The sequence below is a fragment of the Terribacillus sp. 7520-G genome, assembly GCF_002271665.1.
In the GTDB taxonomy this organism is placed as follows: Bacteria; Bacillota; Bacilli; order Bacillales; family Amphibacillaceae; genus Terribacillus.
Window position 1 is genome coordinate 19,986 of the sequence record NZ_NQFP01000019.1, and the last position, 16,328, is coordinate 36,313.

The 16,328-nt window shown below is 46.5% G+C and carries 24 protein-coding genes; 11 read left to right on the plus strand and 13 right to left on the minus strand.

Features of this window, described 5'->3' with window-relative positions; genetic code table 11:
- Positions 1–58 precede the first annotated feature (58 nt).
- The gene (locus CHH53_RS07320) at positions 59–670 is read right to left on the minus strand and encodes a ComEA family DNA-binding protein (RefSeq protein WP_095215473.1); all 612 of its coding nucleotides are present in this window, start codon (positions 668–670) and stop codon (positions 59–61) included.
- Between the two features lie 96 nt (positions 671–766).
- On the opposite strand from CHH53_RS07320, the gene comER reads away from it, so the two are divergent.
- Complete coding sequence (gene comER, locus CHH53_RS07325; protein ID WP_095215474.1) at positions 767–1,591, plus strand: late competence protein ComER; 825 nt, start codon at positions 767–769, stop codon at positions 1,589–1,591.
- A 47-nt stretch (positions 1,592–1,638) separates the two neighbouring features.
- Here the strand turns inward: comER and CHH53_RS07330 are convergent, their stop codons facing one another.
- Genes CHH53_RS07330 through CHH53_RS07365 form a run of 8 tightly spaced genes read right to left on the minus strand, consistent with a single transcriptional unit; the run spans position 1,639 to position 6,657 of the window.
- On the minus strand, positions 1,639–2,397 hold the full coding sequence (locus CHH53_RS07330) for a class I SAM-dependent DNA methyltransferase (RefSeq protein WP_095215475.1): 759 nt from the start codon (positions 2,395–2,397) through the stop codon (positions 1,639–1,641).
- Entirely contained in the window at positions 2,397–2,753 is a 357-nt protein-coding gene (gene rsfS, locus CHH53_RS07335; RefSeq protein ID WP_095215476.1) for a ribosome silencing factor, read from the minus strand. The genes CHH53_RS07330 and rsfS overlap by 1 nt, the downstream gene beginning before the upstream one ends.
- Positions 2,753–3,325 carry a bis(5'-nucleosyl)-tetraphosphatase (symmetrical) YqeK gene (gene yqeK / locus CHH53_RS07340; protein WP_095215477.1) on the minus strand — a complete coding sequence of 191 codons (573 nt, stop codon included), beginning with the start codon at positions 3,323–3,325 and terminating at the stop codon, positions 2,753–2,755. Before yqeK ends, rsfS begins: the two co-directional genes overlap by 1 nt.
- Complete coding sequence (locus CHH53_RS07345) at positions 3,312–3,881, minus strand: nicotinate-nucleotide adenylyltransferase (protein WP_095215478.1); 570 nt, start codon at positions 3,879–3,881, stop codon at positions 3,312–3,314. Before CHH53_RS07345 ends, yqeK begins: the two co-directional genes overlap by 14 nt.
- An 11-nt stretch (positions 3,882–3,892) precedes the next feature.
- Positions 3,893–4,183, minus strand: a complete 291-nt coding sequence (gene yhbY, locus CHH53_RS07350; protein WP_095215479.1) for a ribosome assembly RNA-binding protein YhbY — start codon at positions 4,181–4,183, stop codon at positions 3,893–3,895.
- Between the two features lies 1 nt (position 4,184).
- The gene (aroE, locus tag CHH53_RS07355) at positions 4,185–5,021 is read right to left on the minus strand and encodes a shikimate dehydrogenase (RefSeq protein WP_095215480.1); all 837 of its coding nucleotides are present in this window, start codon (positions 5,019–5,021) and stop codon (positions 4,185–4,187) included.
- Positions 5,022–5,035: 14 nt separating this feature from the next.
- Complete coding sequence (gene yqeH, locus CHH53_RS07360) at positions 5,036–6,139, minus strand: ribosome biogenesis GTPase YqeH (RefSeq protein WP_095215565.1); 1,104 nt, start codon at positions 6,137–6,139, stop codon at positions 5,036–5,038.
- 2 nt (positions 6,140–6,141) lie between these two features.
- Complete coding sequence (locus CHH53_RS07365; RefSeq protein WP_095215481.1) at positions 6,142–6,657, minus strand: YqeG family HAD IIIA-type phosphatase; 516 nt, start codon at positions 6,655–6,657, stop codon at positions 6,142–6,144.
- A 389-nt stretch (positions 6,658–7,046) separates the two neighbouring features.
- Between CHH53_RS07365 and sda the strand changes: the two genes are divergently transcribed.
- The 9 genes from sda (at position 7,047) to CHH53_RS17790 (ending at position 13,646) form a co-directional block, all read left to right on the plus strand.
- On the plus strand, positions 7,047–7,187 hold the full coding sequence (gene sda / locus CHH53_RS07370; protein WP_038561505.1) for a sporulation histidine kinase inhibitor Sda: 141 nt from the start codon (positions 7,047–7,049) through the stop codon (positions 7,185–7,187).
- A gap of 166 nt (positions 7,188–7,353) precedes the next feature.
- A complete protein-coding gene (gene mbhE / locus CHH53_RS07375; RefSeq protein ID WP_095215482.1) occupies positions 7,354–9,711 on the plus strand; it encodes a hydrogen gas-evolving membrane-bound hydrogenase subunit E in 2,358 nt (785 codons plus the stop codon).
- On the plus strand, positions 9,711–10,049 hold the full coding sequence (locus CHH53_RS07380; protein ID WP_095215483.1) for a Na(+)/H(+) antiporter subunit C: 339 nt from the start codon (positions 9,711–9,713) through the stop codon (positions 10,047–10,049). Before mbhE ends, CHH53_RS07380 begins: the two co-directional genes overlap by 1 nt.
- On the plus strand, positions 10,042–11,526 hold the full coding sequence (locus CHH53_RS07385) for a Na+/H+ antiporter subunit D (RefSeq protein ID WP_095215484.1): 1,485 nt from the start codon (positions 10,042–10,044) through the stop codon (positions 11,524–11,526). The genes CHH53_RS07380 and CHH53_RS07385 overlap by 8 nt, the downstream gene beginning before the upstream one ends.
- The gene (locus tag CHH53_RS07390; RefSeq protein WP_095215485.1) at positions 11,527–12,003 is read left to right on the plus strand and encodes a Na+/H+ antiporter subunit E; all 477 of its coding nucleotides are present in this window, start codon (positions 11,527–11,529) and stop codon (positions 12,001–12,003) included.
- Positions 12,000–12,311, plus strand: a complete 312-nt coding sequence (locus tag CHH53_RS07395) for a Na(+)/H(+) antiporter subunit F1 (protein WP_095215486.1) — start codon at positions 12,000–12,002, stop codon at positions 12,309–12,311. Before CHH53_RS07390 ends, CHH53_RS07395 begins: the two co-directional genes overlap by 4 nt.
- The gene (gene mnhG / locus CHH53_RS07400; RefSeq protein ID WP_233134933.1) at positions 12,292–12,684 is read left to right on the plus strand and encodes a monovalent cation/H(+) antiporter subunit G; all 393 of its coding nucleotides are present in this window, start codon (positions 12,292–12,294) and stop codon (positions 12,682–12,684) included. The genes CHH53_RS07395 and mnhG overlap by 20 nt, the downstream gene beginning before the upstream one ends.
- A 114-nt stretch (positions 12,685–12,798) precedes the next feature.
- Complete coding sequence (gene sigK, locus CHH53_RS07405; protein WP_095215487.1) at positions 12,799–13,497, plus strand: RNA polymerase sporulation sigma factor SigK; 699 nt, start codon at positions 12,799–12,801, stop codon at positions 13,495–13,497.
- 23 nt (positions 13,498–13,520) lie between these two features.
- The gene (locus CHH53_RS17790) at positions 13,521–13,646 is read left to right on the plus strand and encodes a hypothetical protein (RefSeq protein WP_255374705.1); all 126 of its coding nucleotides are present in this window, start codon (positions 13,521–13,523) and stop codon (positions 13,644–13,646) included.
- Between the two features lie 28 nt (positions 13,647–13,674).
- Here CHH53_RS17790 and CHH53_RS07410 read toward each other — a convergent pair whose 3' ends face one another.
- The 3 genes from CHH53_RS07410 to CHH53_RS07420 all read right to left on the minus strand — a co-directional run bounded on the left by CHH53_RS07410 (position 13,675) and on the right by CHH53_RS07420 (position 15,325).
- Positions 13,675–13,905 carry a YrhC family protein gene (locus CHH53_RS07410; RefSeq protein ID WP_095215488.1) on the minus strand — a complete coding sequence of 77 codons (231 nt, stop codon included), beginning with the start codon at positions 13,903–13,905 and terminating at the stop codon, positions 13,675–13,677.
- A 78-nt stretch (positions 13,906–13,983) separates the two neighbouring features.
- Positions 13,984–14,676: a 5'-methylthioadenosine/S-adenosylhomocysteine nucleosidase gene (mtnN, locus tag CHH53_RS07415; RefSeq protein ID WP_095215489.1), complete on the minus strand. Its 693-nt coding sequence runs from the start codon at positions 14,674–14,676 to the stop codon at positions 13,984–13,986.
- A gap of 13 nt (positions 14,677–14,689) precedes the next feature.
- The gene (locus tag CHH53_RS07420; RefSeq protein WP_095215490.1) at positions 14,690–15,325 is read right to left on the minus strand and encodes a YrrS family protein; all 636 of its coding nucleotides are present in this window, start codon (positions 15,323–15,325) and stop codon (positions 14,690–14,692) included.
- A gap of 218 nt (positions 15,326–15,543) precedes the next feature.
- Between CHH53_RS07420 and CHH53_RS07425 the strand changes: the two genes are divergently transcribed.
- Complete coding sequence (locus CHH53_RS07425) at positions 15,544–15,819, plus strand: hypothetical protein (protein ID WP_095215491.1); 276 nt, start codon at positions 15,544–15,546, stop codon at positions 15,817–15,819.
- 25 nt (positions 15,820–15,844) lie between these two features.
- Here the strand turns inward: CHH53_RS07425 and greA are convergent, their stop codons facing one another.
- On the minus strand, positions 15,845–16,321 hold the full coding sequence (gene greA / locus CHH53_RS07430; RefSeq protein ID WP_095215492.1) for a transcription elongation factor GreA: 477 nt from the start codon (positions 16,319–16,321) through the stop codon (positions 15,845–15,847).
- Positions 16,322–16,328: the final 7 nt, after the last annotated feature.

The following is a 16,328-nucleotide window of genomic DNA, read 5'->3' on the forward strand; positions in this document are numbered from 1 at the left end:
GCCACCTTTCCTTTTCTAGAGTAAGTGTACAATCCTCCTCCGCATCCGTCAACCAACCTTATAAGCTGATTTGATCCTTCATATTTTCCAGTGATTTCTCTCCGATACCTGGTACCTCGGTGAGCTGGTCGATGGAGGTGAATGGACCGTTTTCCTCGCGGAAGGCAATGATGGCTTGAGCCTTCGCTTCGCCGACGCCATTGAGTTCTGTCAATGCTTCGGCATCTGCTTGATTGATATTGATCTTGTCCTTCGAATCGCTTGGACCAGCTGTTTGTACCGCTGCTTCTGCTTCCCCGGCAGCTGCTACGTATATCACCTGTTCATCGGCTATGCGCTGGGCAAGATTGATGCTTCTCCCCTCGGCCTTCTCTGTCAGTCCGCCAGCTGCTTCAATTGCCTGTTCCACCCTGCTGTCAGCCTCGAGCTCGTAAACGCCCGGGTCGTGCACCTCCCCTTTTATATCCACCATTACTTTGGTATTTTCTGCAGTCTGATTTTTTGCTGCGGCATCCGATCCCTCCTGCAGCAAACCCTTTGCTGCATCCGCCTCTTTATCGAGCGGCTGGATCGCCGCATCCGGATCAGGCCCTTTGATCCGCATGGCGAATACAAGGAAAATGATGACTGCCAACAGCAGCAGCCAGCTGTATTGTTTGAGTAGCTGCATGCGACATCTCCTTTCATATTCCAATGGCTGAAAGCATATAATCGATAACAGCGTAAAATGGAAACAGGCAGTATATGAGCAGAGGAGGAATTTGGAATGACGAAGTGGGGAATAATCGGAGTTGGCAATATGGGTGGCATGTTGCTGGAGACATGGGTGAACTCCGGGGCAATTTCTCAGGAGGATATCATGATCCTGAATCGTTCTGCTGAAAAGTCTTTGCATTGGAAACAATCTTTCCCATCTATCCGCATAGCAGACTCGATCAGCCAGCTGGCTGATCATGCCGATATATTATTTCTTTGCGTGCGTCCGCCGCATCTGCAGGGGGTATGCCATGAACTCCGGCCCTTATTAAAAGAGGATCAAGTACTTGTCTCGATCACAAGCCCTTTCTCCACAGAAGAACTGGAAGCACTCGTCCCTTGCCAGGTGGCACGCGCGATACCCAGTATCACGAATAGAGCTGCATCCGGCGCTACCTTGCTTACTTTTGGAACCAGCTTGACCAATCGGAATAAGGCCCGCCTTATCGATCTTATAAGCAGCTATTCGGATCCTGTCTATATTCCGGAAGAAATAACCCGTGTTTCTTCGGATATCGTTTCCTGCGGACCTGCTTTCTTCGGCTATCTCGCACAGCGATTCATCGATGGAGCTGTGACTGAAACAGCTATTTCAAAAGAGCAAGCCACTCATCTGACTGCCGAAATGCTGATCGGGCTTGGAAAGTTATTGGAAGATGGGCATTATACCCTGGAAGAATTGATCAGGAAGGTGTGTGTGAAAGGCGGCATAACCGGTGAAGGAATTGCAGTATTGGAAAAAGGGACGACTGATCTTTTCCCGATGCTGTTCCAGGCGACACATCATAAGTACCATGAAGAGAAGGATGCTATCAAGAGAGGACTGTACAATTAGGGATTCGACGCACGACCAGCTTTTCCTGCAAAAAAAACCAGGCTGCATCATGCCTCCTGGTTTTTCAAACATGCAAAGAATAGCCGATCCGCTTCTTCCAGATTCTCCGTATGTTCCATATCGAAGTCGCCATATACGCCAGACACTTGGAACCCCGCTCCCTCAAGCCATGATACATACGTATCGATGGAATATGTACGCTGATGGTGATATTCGTCAAATCGGTCATATTTCTCAGAGTCCGGTTCTTTTGTGAAAAAGGTAAGGTCATGAAATACCTCCCCTTGTTCCTCTCCGGCTTCGCAGAACCAAGTATAGGAAAGATCATCGTAGATTTCTGCAAAAACCTGACCAGCCAAATCCTGTTCGATATGCCTCATACTATGGACATCGAACAGGAAGACGCCGCCGGGAGCAAGCATATCCCATATCCTTGAGAATGCTTGCTTCACATCTGCCGGAGACGTTATATAGTTCATGACATCAAACATGCTGATAGCGGCATCCGCTTTGATTGTCTCCAATCCCCTCAGATCCTGCTGAATCCAGCGGACTTGCTGATCTGTATCCCTGGAAGCTGCATAGGCAAGCATGTTCTCGGATTGATCGATGCCCGTCATTCGGTAGCCGGCCTTTGCCAGCTTCCTGGTGACAAATCCAGTGCCGCAGCCCAAATCGGCTATCTCCTTGATATCGATACGGGCATGTTCCTGGAATATTTGCTGCATGAACTGCTGCCAAGGTGCATAAGGTGCATCCTGCATCAGACGTTCATATACGGCAGCAAGCCGTTCGTAAGCTGCCATCAGCTTTCTTGGGAGAATACCGGTTCGACTTGCGGTGCATCTCCCCATAGGCGTTCCAAATTATAATATCGGCGTTCATCGATATGGAATACATGGCAAACGACATCTCCCAGATCGACGAGCACCCATCTGGATTGCTCCAATCCTTCGAGCCGTTTCACTTCGGCGCCATTTTCCTCCGCTTTTTCTTTGATTCGTCTGGCGATGGCCTGCACTTGCCTTTCGCTCGTTCCATGACAAATCATGAAGTAATCAGCAATCAAGGAGACCTCCTTCATTTCCAGCAGGACGACATCTTCCCCTCTTACCGCATCTGCGGCATTTGCTGCTAATTGTGCCAATTCAATACTTTCCATTAAGTGTTACCTCCAGTAGAGTTTAATAAATCATTATAAGCATGGAACGTGTCCGGATAAACTTTGCGGTTCAAGGAGACGAGCATATTGATGGTATTACGCGAAGCCATCCAGCAAGCCTTATCCAAATCGTCCTCACTTACTTTGCGTACTTCATCCACACCGGGAAAAGCACGCCCAGGTTCGATATAGTCCGCAAGAAATACGACCTTATCAAGTAACGACATACCAACGCATCCTGTTGTGTGTACAGCGATGCTATGCAGTATTTCCGGATCGCTGATGCCTGCTTCCCGTTTGACCATAAGCGCCCCCACCGGTCCATGCCATAGTTCATGATGATAATCCAGCAAGTCCTTCGGCAGCTTTTCCGCTATGATCCAGCGTTTCATTTCCTCAAGCGGACGATATTTTGCATAATCGTGAAAAATGGCAGCAAGCTCTGCCTTCTTCGCATCGGCACCATATTGTTTTGCCAATTTGATGCTCGTATCCATTACACGGATAGTATGTTCATACCGCGGTTTCTTTAATTGTTTCTCAACGATCGCCAATGCCTTATCTCTCTGCATACAGCTTTTGCTCCTTTATGATATCGAACACTGCACCCGAAACAAGATAATGGACAGGAGCCCCCTGTCCGACGCGTTCCCGGATCATGCTCGAGGAAATCTCAAGCTCCGGGATATCCACGTACGTAACCGGATAGGCTGTCTTCAATTCATATCCAGGCCTGCCGACACCTACAAATGTCAGCATGCCGACCAATTCATCGATACGATGCCATGTGTGCAAAGTCTCCACCAAATCAGCGCCGATGATGAAATGGAATGCTGTATCGGGATGCATTTCCTGTAACAATTCCATTGTATCAAATGTGTATGATTTGCCTAAACGATCCACCTCGATGGGTTCCATGCGGAAGTATGGATTATCTTCGATTGCTGCCTGCACCATTTCGAGACGCAGAACCGCATCTGTTCGGGATTTCTTTTTATGCGGTGCTTCGTGGGCAGGAAGGAACCAAACTTCATCCAATCCCAGTCTGTACTGGACTTCCTGGGCAATGAATAAGTGCCCGAGATGGGGCGGATCGAATGTCCCGCCTAATAATCCGACTTTTTTCATGACCCGCTCCTTCATGGCAGCTTGATCTGTTTATGCTCTTCCGATTCTCTATAAAGGATGATTGTGCTGCCGATGATTTGGACGACAGAAGCACCTGTACCCTCTTCGATAGCTGCTGCAACATCCTCTTTCTCGTCCAAACAGTTTTGCAGCAGGCTCACTTTGATCAATTCCCGTTTTTCCAATGCCTCGCCAATCTGGACGAGCATATTGTCGTTCACGCCGATTTTCCCCACCTGGAAAATCGGTTTCAAATGATGTGCTTGTGCACGTAAATATCTTTTTTGTTTACCAGTTAACATATTATGCCTCCGTTAATCTTTGTTCCAGCTGATTCAATAGATCACCGATCATGACCTCCTGGCCAGACCAGATTTCAAATGCGTATTGTGCTTGATATAAAAGCATGGCATGTCCATGATGAATAAGTGCCCCCTGCTGCTTGGCTGCATGCAGCAGCTGCGTTTCGATCGGTTTGTAGACAATATCACTGACCACTGCCCCGGGCTGCAAATTCGTTAACGGAATGATTTGCTCTCCTGTATTCGGGCTCATTCCGACACTTGTCGTATGGATGATGACATCATAGTCCGCCAATCGCTCCTGTGCTTCCTGGAAGGTCAGGATGTCGGTAATCGTTTCCGGCTCCTGCAATTGCAGCAGCTGTTCTGCTTTGGAGACGGTGCGATTGGCAATATCGACATACTGGAATCCATGCGTTACCAGCGCCCGATATATCCCCCGGGCAGCCCCTCCGGCCCCCAGCATGAGTACATGCAAGGAATCCTTCGGGGGAAGGACCTGTTTCAATGCTCGTACATAGCCCGATCCATCCGTATTATACCCTATCCACCTGCCGTTCTTCCGGACAGCCGTATTCACAGCTCCGATTCTGGCCGCATCCGGATCGAGCTCATCCAGGAATGGAATGATGCGCTGCTTATAAGGAACCGTAATATTGAAGCCATCTATCCCGCTTTGCAATAATGCCGTGATTTTTTTATCAAAAACATCTGGTTCGATCGGATATAGTTTGTATTCTCCGTCGATACCGGCCTGTTCCATGAATTGTGCATGGATCCATGGTGATAAAGAATGCTCCACTGGATGGCCGATCAGGCCCAACTTCAATATTTTCATTTTCTCGCTCCCCTTTAGATTAATGACCTGCGGATAGTTGCCGGGACGCCCTCTGGTGTATGGACAGTCACCGATGCTGGTTCACCCGACAGTGTTATCCAACCCAAACCAGGAATGACAATATCCGTTTTCTGTTCTTTTATCTTGAAAGTCGTCTTTTGGAAAGGCGGAAAATGCTCAAGCTGCTCATCACGCGGCGGTGCGAGCAATTCCCCCTTCTGACGTTCATAAAGTGCATCCGCATTCTCAAGCTTTGTTCGATGGATGTCGAGCGCATTGGAGAAATAGCATACGAATGGCTGCCTGCTTCCCTTTTCGAAATCGATCCGAGCCAATCCTCCGATGAACAATGTCTGCCTGTCATTCAATTGATAAATCCGAGCTTTGATCTCTTTGTTCGGCGTTATGGTCTTCAAGTCCTTGTCGGTCACATAATGGGCGATTTGCTGGCGATTCACGATACCAGGCGTGTCAAACAAAGAGCTTCTGTCATCGAGTGGGATATCGATGAACCCAAGCGTCGTACCAGGATAATAAGAAGTCGTGATTGCATCGTTTATTCCTGTGGAATGTTTGATCAAGGCGTTGATGAATGTAGATTTTCCTACATTTGTACTGCCGACCACATAGACGTCTTTTCCATCGCGCAATTCCTGGATGCTGTCCTCAAGCTCAGGCATCCCGATTCCCCGTTTCGCCGAAATAAGATGTACATCGGCCACTTGGATGCCATATTCTTTAGCCGCCCCCCGCAGCCATTGCTTGACGCGATCATGATTTGTCGATTTAGGGAGCAAGTCCACTTTATTACCGACCAATATGATTGGTTTGTCCCCCACAAGTCGTTTGATGCTGCCGATGAAACTTCCGTTGAAATCGAAAATATCCACCAGCTTGATGACAATTCCTTCCTTGTTACTGATTTCACTTATCAATGTAAAGAAGTCATCGTCCGTCACTGCGACATCCTGGACCTCATTGTAATGCTTGAGCCGGAAGCAGCGCTTACAGATGACCTCATCGTTTTTCCCTAATGCCGATGCTGGGATATAACCTGGCAAAGATGCGTCTTCTGTCTGAATCGGTGCGCCGCATCCCTGGCAAATCAATTCTTCCACATTCATTCCTCCCATGTGATCTTTCCTTTTCTTCTGAAGTAGTTCAATATCCGTCGTTCAATCATCCGATTGATTTTGGTGATCTTCCCATCCGTTCTCACGATTGGTACGACAACGATTGTGTAGAAGCCAGCCAAATTCCCCCCTAATACATCTGTCAGGAGCTGATCGCCGATCATGACAATCTCATCCTTCTCCAGGTTCATTTGCTTCACGGCCTGTTTGAAGGCCCGCCCAAGGGGTTTTCTTGCACTATAGACAAAAGGTATCTCCAAAGGCTCGGAGAATACTTTCACTCGCTGTTCATTATTATTGGATATAATGGTGATTTTAATATCATGGGCACGCATTTCCTTGAACCAATCTATCACTTCCGGTGTGGCATCGGCAACATCCCACGCCACCAGCGTATTATCCAGATCTGTAATGATACCCTTGATTCCCTGCGCTTTCAATTTTTCTGGCTTTATATCAAAAATGCTCTTTACATGCTCATTGGGCAAAAACTTCTTCAGCATTATGGATTTCCTCCGATCTCATGCACTTCAACAGTTACTTACCCATCATAAGGCATTTTTACGACGGTTTCAAAAAAATCTTTCATCGTTCTGCTTTTTTTCGACTATTCTCTATGCTGCAGAGTCAAATTCAGAAGTAAAACCGTTCGACAAATCTCTACACACTCCTCATTGTGGATAACTATGTCCACATTATCAACAGCTACAGAGAACAATTTTGCACATTTATAAACACTTTATCTACAGGTTATGAACAGTTTTCTGTAGATAACTATCACCTTGTTCCTCTTTTTCTTTCATGATACATTATTAATAACTTATCAACTCCCCAACTTACGTACAGAAGATCTGCAAGATAGTAAGTTATCTCCAATCAGGAGGAATGCAAGATGGAACATCTGTCTGATGAATTGCTGATCGAATCTTACCACAAAGCGAACGAACTCCACCTGAGCCAAGAGTTTATTCATCTAATCGAGAAAGAAATCCAATCACGGGGCTTATCACATAAAATCCGTTACACTAGCTGAACATCGTCTCCGTTAAACCTTGCCGGCCTGGCAGGGTTTTTTTCTTAGCCGGAACTGCGTCAGTTGCAGTAAAGGCGTGAAGTCCTTTAGAATTGGGTATAGTACTATTTTAGTTATCATTTATAATGAAAGGACTATCTTGCTGAAAGAGGAGGACTGCCACAACATGATCATTGCTATACTGATGCCATTCATTATGGCCATCTGCATTCCATTCATCGCTAAATTCAAATACAGGATACATACCGGCTATGCGGCGCTTGCTGCATCGCTATCGATTTTCATTTACTTTCTCACACTCCTCATCAATGGGGAAACCGACATATTATACCGTTACAGCTGGATACCCTCACTCGGATTGGACTTGACATTCCATACAGATGGACTGGCCCTGTTCTTTGCGCTGCTGATAAGCGGGATAGGTGTGCTCGTCGCATTTTATTCCATTTATTATCTGGACCGCGGGGAAAGGCTGGGCTCTTTCTATGTCTATCTGCTGTTATTCATGGGAGCCATGCTCGGTATTGTTACGTCAGATAATATATACGCACTCTATACTTTCTGGGAGCTCACCTCTGTATCTTCTTTCTTATTGATCAGTTTCTGGTTCACCAGGAAAGCTTCCACGGATGGCGCTCTCAAGTCCATGCTGATAACCTTCCTCGGGGGATTTGCGTTACTCGGGGGATTGGTGCTTCTTCATCTGGTAACAGGGACAGCAAGCATCCGCGAGATATTAACAAAAGGAGACTTGATCCTTGGCAGTGATTGGTTCCCGCTGATCGTTGTGCTGCTCCTTCTGGCAGCCTGCACGAAATCTGCCCAGTTTCCTTTCCATATCTGGCTTCCGGATGCAATGGAGGCTCCGACACCAGTCAGTGCATATTTGCATTCGGCTACCATGGTCAAAGCCGGACTCTTCCTGCTGCTCCGTTTCACTCCCGTATTCCGGGAAAGTGAAGCATTTTTCATAGCAGTCTCCATAATCGGCCTGCTGACCTTATTCTGGGGATCCTATATGGCAGTCAGGCAGACAGATCTCAAGGGGATACTAGCCTTTTCCACCATCAGTCAGCTTGGTATGATCATGGCAATGATCGGTTATGGAACCGAAGCGGCCATCTTTGCTGCTATGTTCCATATCCTCAACCATGCAACATTCAAGGGTAGCTTATTCATGGCTGTCGGCATCATCGACCACGAAACGGGTACACGGGATATACGCAGGCTGGGCGGTCTCTGGAAACTGATGCCGGTCACCGGGATCATCAGTGTGCTTGCTTCCTTTTCGATGGCTGGCGTTCCGCTGCCAATCTTAAATGGTTTTTATAGTAAAGAAGAATTTTTCTCCAGCTCTTGGGATTTGTCAGCCGATCGTGCATTCGGAACCGGCTTCGCTTCGGTACTAGCCGATATCGTTCCATATGCAGCTGTCGCTGGCAGTATCTTCACATTCGTGTACAGTATGTATTTCTTTTTCCGTACATTCACGGGGAAATCAGAGACATCAGCTGCTGAAAAAGCACATGATCCGAAGGTTGGCATGCTGCTTTCTCCAGTATTACTAGTGTCTGGTGTTGTTCTTATCAGTATTTTTCCAAACTGGTTCACCCGGCATTTACTGCAGCCGGCAGCGAATGCCGTTTATGGCGAAGCACTGGAAAATAAAAGCATTCATTTCTGGCATGGCTTCGTTCCTGCTTTGTTCATGTCCCTTATCGTTGTCGTTTTCGGAATCGTAATTTATATCACCCGGAAATATTGGACTGGACTTTATAAGGTACTGCCAGGGAAGTTATCGGGAAATACCGTCTATTCGGCCTTCCTTACTGCCAGTGAAAAGCAGACCAAGAGACTCAATGATCATATCGTCAGCGGCTCCCTCCGCCAGTACAATGCAATCATTATCAGTGTCATCTCGATTTTGACACTGCTGATTCTTTTTGGGACGAACTCGTTCGATCTTTCCAATATCGATACATCGCCAGTATCGCTTCCGCAGAGCCTGCCCGAATTGGCTGTGGCAATCATCATGATCGCTGCAGCTTTTGGAAGCACTGTCTCCAAGAAGAAGCTGACGGCGGTCATCATCTTAGGGGTAGTCGGATACGGGCTGTCCATTCTGTTTGTTCTGTTCCGGGCACCGGACCTTGCCTTGACGCAATTGAGTATTGAAACGATTACCGTTGTCTTGTTCTTGCTCTGCTTCCGACATCTGCCGGAATTCAAAAAGGAAAGAAAAGAAAAACTTTCGAAGAAGATAACCAATATCATCATTGCCTCGCTCTGCGGCCTCATGATGACGCTCGTCGGATTGGCTGCATACAGCCAGCGTCCATTCCCGGCTATTTCGGATTACTTTGTCGAGTATGCCTATAAGCTAGGCGGCGGGGATAATATCGTCAACGTCATCCTTGTCGATTTCCGGGGACTGGATACATTATTCGAAATCACGGTATTGGCAATTGCCGCTTTGGGAATCTATTCTCTTATCAAATTGCGTCAAAAAGGAGGGGATCGCTAATGGAAATCATCATGATTGTACTTGCCGGCATCCTCTTCGGGTTCGCCATTTATAATATTTTGCAAAAGCAGCTGCTGCGTATCATCATCGGTACAGCCCTGCTGTCACATGCAGCGCATTTGTTCATCCTGACGATGGGTAAATTGAAGCGCGGAGCGTCCCCTGTATTGACAGACGGAACCGAAAATTATACCGATCCGCTGCCGCAAGCACTGATCCTGACATCCATCGTCATCAGTTTTGGTGTAACCAGCCTGCTTCTCGTGCTTGCCTACCGTACCGTCAAAACGAATGGCACTGATAATATGGAAGAATTAAGAGGTAATGATCATGACTAATCTTGCTATTTTACCGATACTGATCCCATTCCTTGCCGGCATCTTGCTGGCATTCACCCATAATCGCATCCTGCTTACCAGACGTTTGGCACTTGTCTTTGCGGTAATCCACGTTGCTGCAATGGGGTTCTTGCTCATCCAAGTCCTCACCGAAGGAAGCATCGTCTTGGAAACCGGGGACTGGATGGCACCATACGGCATCATACTCGTGCTCGATCCATTGAGTGTGCTGCTGGTGTCGACTACATCCATCATTCTGCTGGCTGCAGTCTGGTATGCACCAGCTTCTGTATCCCGGGAACAAGAAAGTTTCTATTTTTACTCATTCATTTTCTTGTTGGTGACAGGAGTATCCGGTGCCTTTGTCACTGGAGATTTATTTAACTTATTCGTATTCTTCGAAGTGCTTTTGATGGCTTCCTATGCCTTGATCACCCATGGCGGACAAAAAGTACAGCTTCGTGAATCCATCAAGTATGTTTTGATCAATCTGTTTTCTTCGATGCTGTTCGTTACAGCCATTTCATACATATACGCCGTTTTAGGCACTGTGAATATGGCACAGCTGGCAGAACGGGCAGCAGCTGCTGAGCAGCCGGGAATCATAACGACAGTAGCCATTTTGCTCTTCTTCGTCTTTGCAACGAAAGGCGCCGCATTCCCGCTCTATTATTGGCTGCCGCGCTCATATATTGTACCGAATCCTGTTGTCTCAGCTTTATTCGGCGCTCTTTTGACCAAGGTCGGGGTATATTCCCTGATTCGCACCTTTACACTGATTTTCCATCAGCAGCCCGAAATCATGGATCAGCTCTTCATCTGGGTCGGCAACCTGACCATGCTATTCGGTGTGATTGGTGCTTTGGCATCACGAAACATAAAATTGATTGTTGCGTACAACATCATTCCTGCCATCGGTTTCATGCTTGTCGGCATCGGTATTTTCAATCATGACGGATTGAGCGGCAGCATCTACTACCTTCTGCAGGATATGATTGTGAAGGCAGCCCTCTTCCTGCTGGCCGGTATTATCGCGGCTCTGGCAGGTACTTCCGATATCAATAAGATGGGCGGCATGATTCGCTCCCACCCTCTTCTCGGCTGGCTGTTTTTCCTTGCAGGACTTGTCCTGGCAGGTGTACCGCCTTTCAGCGGTTTCATCGGCAAGCTGCTCCTCGTGCGCGGGGCGTTTGAGAAAGGGGAAACTGTCACAGTCATCATCATGCTGCTGACAAGCTTGCTCATCCTGCTTTCCATCGTGAGAGCTTTCATCCGCGTGTTCTGGGGAGAAGGAGAAACAGGAAAAGAACAAAAACGAAAGTATCTCCGCGGCATTTTACCAGCTGGATTCCTGATGCTGTTCACCGTCTTTCTCGGTATCGGGGCAGAAGCTGTCCTGCCGACTGTCCAGCACATTGCGGATTATCTTCTCAATCCGCAGGCATATATGGAACTTGTGTTAAAGGAGGGGCGCTAGATGGCTTTTCAAATATGCATTAATCTGCTGATTGCATTCATGTGGGTATTCCTCGGTGAATCGTACAGCATCGCAGGCTTCGTTACCGGTTATTTTGTAGGTATCGCTCTATTATTCCTGCTGCGCCGCTTCCTGAAAGGTCCGTTCTATTTAAGACGTGTATACAAGATTTTGGCTTTGGCACTGATTTTCATCAAGGAGCTCCTGCTTTCAAATTTAGAAATCACAAAACTTGTTTACGCAAAACGACTGGACATCAATCCTGGCATATTCACTTTGGAAACGGAATTGGAGTCCGATTGGGAAATCACGTTATTGGCAACTCTTATCACATTGACTCCCGGTACAGTCACAGTGGCCGTTTCACCTGATAAGAAGATGCTTTATATCCACGCCATGGACATCGTGGACATGAAGGAGGCTGTCCATTCAATCAAAGACAGCTTTGAGAAACACATCATGGAGGTGACAAGATGAGTGTCCTGCAAGATAATTTAGCTGACATCATCCAAATCGTATCCATCATTAGTTTGATTGCATTGAGTGTTTCCATCCTCTTGCTGATCATCCGGGTGATGAAGGGACCGACGAATGCTGACCGTGCAGTTGCATTGGATGCCATTGGTGTCAATATCATGGCGTTTGCCGCCTTGCTTGCCATCATCCTGATCACACCGAACTTCAATGATATCGTGCTGTTGATCGGTATCCTCTTATTCATTGGTACAGTGGCAATTGCAATCTATTTGGAAAAGGGTGATTTGATTGATACAGAAAATGATTGAAATCATCCTGGACTTGCTTGTCATCCTCTTCTTGGGAGGCGGTGCTTTCATTATGTTCACAGCTTCCGTCGGTGTACTGCGTTTTCCTGATATTTATACAAGGCTTCACGCAGCCAGTAAAGGCTCCACGCTTGGTGTAGCCGGCATACTCATCGGCGCTTTTATTTTCCATTACACAGAGTATGGGATCATTAGCGGAAAACTGATTCTTGGTGTATTGTTTATCATGCTGACTGCCCCAGTTGCCAGCCATCTGATATCCAGAGCGGCACATCATCGCGGTGCAAAACCATATGGAACATTAAAGGATCAGTATCAGGAAGCGATTGATGCAGAGAAACGAAGACAAAAACAACAAAAGAAATCAAAGTGAATGCCATCGAGGCATTCACTTTTTCTTTTTCTGGTGGACAGACACGATCGGCTTGCCCAGCACATACAGTGAGTGTATAGGCAATCTTTGAAAGTGTACAGGAGGTGCAATGAAATGAGTATCATCGGTGCAATCGGACTTCTGCTGAAAGAAGCGATGTTCTTCGTTTCCTACGTCAAGAACCACGCATTCCCTCAACCGCTCCCTCCCGAGGAAGAAGCACTGCATATTGAAAAGATGCAGCAAGGGGATGAGGAGAGCCGCAACAAGTTGATTGAACATAATCTGCGTCTCGTCGCGCATATCGTGAAAAAGTTCGAGAACACAGGAGAAGACGCAGAGGATCTTATTTCCATCGGCACGATCGGACTGATCAAAGGAATTGAAAGTTATTCGAGTGATAAAGGTACAAAACTTGCTACATATGCAGCTAGATGTATCGAAAACGAAATCCTCATGCATCTGCGAGCCTTGAAGAAGACCAAGAAAGATATATCCCTGCATGATCCAATCGGTCAGGATAAGGAAGGGAACGAAATCAGCCTTATTGACATACTCCAAGCGGATAATGAAGATATCATCGAATATATCCAGCTGAATATGGAAGTAGAGAAAATCAAAGAGTATATCGATATATTGGATGGACGTGAAAAAGAAGTGATCATAAGCCGCTATGGGCTCAATAACGAAGAAGATATGACACAGCGCGAAATTGCGAAGAAATTGAATATATCCCGCAGTTATGTTTCCCGAATCGAAAAACGTGCCCTGATGAAGATTTTCCATGAATACTACCGACAGCACAGGACATAAGTGCTGAAAAGGAGGTAATCACTATGTATGCCAAATCCCCTTCCTTCAGCCACTGCAAGCAGCGGACCAGTACGGGCGTACTCATTGCCGCCTTCCTTGTACTGCTTTTCATTGGCGGAGCTTATGCTTGGGAGAATATTTGGGATTAAAAAAACTCCGGTCATAATGCCGGAGTTTTTAGCTTTCCAATAATTTTTTCCATCGTTCAATGGCAAACCAGATCAGGATGCTTGTAACAACACACCCGCCAGTCATAGCGAACAGGATATCTGCTTTATCTGAAGGTGTCAAATAAACATTGATCACCGATCCAAGGTATAAATAAATGCCAAGAATCAGAAGCGCCAATGCAAAACGACGGTAATCTGCGATTTTATCAAGCAGCAGCTGCTGTCTTCTATTCATCATGTCGCCTCCTCTTCCAAACTAGCAACATTGTAACATAAAAAAAGACAGCAATTACCTGGTAATTGCTGTCATGGATATTCAGTAACGCTCGACCATTTTCATGATCATTGTTGCTGCATTTCGGGCAGCTTGATCAAGGAATGCATCGAATGATACGGGAGATTCCTTACCGGCAATGTCAGATAATGCCCGTACGATGACGAAAGGAGTCCCATAGTGGTAGGCAACCTGAGCCACTGCCGCTGCCTCCATCTCTGCTGCTAGCATGGCAGGGAACTTCTCCCTGACAAAAGCAACACGCTCCGGATCAGACATGAAACTGTCACCTGTTGCAATAAGACCGATTTCTGCTTTCGTGTCCGGGAATTGATCGATTACATCCTTGGCAAGCTGAATCAGCTCGCCGTCCGCCTGGTAAGCGGGCGGCATCTGCGGTACTTGTCCGTAAGCATAATCAAATGCTGTCACGTCAACATCATGATGCACGACAGAATCCGATATGACCACATCCCCGACTTCCAGATTCTCTGCAAATCCTCCGGCTGAACCAGTATTGATAATGGCTTTCGGTGCGTAACGCTCGATCAGCATCGCGGCAGCAAGCGCGGCATTCACCTTGCCAATACCTGATTTTAAGAGGACAACCTGCTTATCGGATAATGTGCCTTCTATGATTTCATATCCTGCTGCGATAATTTCCTTTTTGTCTGCCATCGTTTCTTTCAGTAATGCTACTTCTTCATCCATTGCTCCAATAATGCCGATTGTCATTCTGTCTGCTCCTTTAATTCTTATCGTTTTCTTTTAGCACTTCCACTTTTTTCGCCTGCCAGCCTTCTCCATCGACCCAGCTTGCGAATACGCGGAATGTCTCTTCTGAATCAGGGGCGGAGACCGTCGCAATTACATCATTGCCTCCATTGCCGTTATTCTCGACCCACCATACCGTCATGGATGCTGGGTCCAGCCCTACAGCGCCACCGACAGCCTGCATCAGCTCATTCCAGTCCTGCGTGCCTTTCTCGAAGGTTGTCGTATGCGTTCCGGACTGCTCCGTGCCCACTGGATCCCAATCCTTCGTGTACGCTTCCTTTACATTATCATCTGATGGCTCAGCCTCTTGTTTTTCTTTTTTCTCTTTTTCCTTATCCTGCTTCTCTTTGTCACTTTGTTCTGTATCTTTTTCTTCACTGCTGGAATCATCGCTGCCTTGAAGTTGTTCTGCAATGGTTTTATTGCTTTGTTCGTCATTGGCATTGGCCTGGTCATCCATTGTCGGCTTATCGTTCAAAACTGCTGCGAGCAGCACGACGACCAAAGCGACACCCGCGATTGCCAGGACGACACTCAGCCACTTCCTGGGTTTTCTGCGTTTGTTTCTATTATTCAATCTGGAATAATCCTGATTATCATTCGCCATGCTTCTTCCCTCCTCATTGTTCTCTATTATACTATGAACTAGTGCGAAGCCAAAGTCATATCATAAGCTGTTTTCATTTGATGATTTTGTTGAAGCAAATCTAATTTTGACATAGCGGAAGGATTCTGTGCATATATATCTAACTATATAAACAATAAAAGCAGGTGTAACTGCATCGTCAGTCATCATGGTTCCTGTGGAAGGAGAGGAAGATAAGCATGATGAAAGTGACAAGAATGGATACGAACCTTTGGGGCCACGAATCGTTCGAGTATGTCGGCTACGATAAGGAAGCCGAGATCTTCTCTATCTTCTTACCGGAAGGATGCTGTCTGTCTTTTACCAGTGTGAAGGAACAAGTCGTCTTTTCTTTTCTGCTTGCACTCGACAAAGAAAGTTTTATCCTGCAAAAGCTCATACCCTTTTTTCCTTTTGAGAAATCTTCCGAACAAGTTAGTCATTCAGTTTCAATAAAACAAGCTGCTTCCATATAATTCGGAAGCAGCTTTTGTTTTATGTCTATTCCACTTTGGTAATTTTGACCTGAATATCTCCGCCTGGAGTCGTGACAGTCACTTCTTCGCCGACTTCATGTCCGATCAAGCTCTTGGCAATCGGGGAATCGTTTGAAATTTTACCTTCAAACGGATCTGCTTCCGCGCTTCCAACGATTGTATAGCTCTCTTCTTCACCATCCGGCAGTTCGATGAAGGTAACCGTTTTACCCATGCCTACCATATCTGGATTATCTGTATCACTTTCAATGATGACAGCATTTCGGATCATATTTTCCGTTGTAGCGATTTTGGATTCGACGAAAGCCTGTTCGTCTTTCGCCGCATCATATTCGGAGTTCTCCGACAGGTCACCAAAGCCGCGAGCAATCTTGATGCGCTCGACGACTTCCTGGCGACGAGTTGTCTTCAGATATTCCAATTCCTCTTCAAGCTTCGTCAAACCTTCTTTAGTCATGTAATATTGTTTTTCTGTAGCCAATTCAACC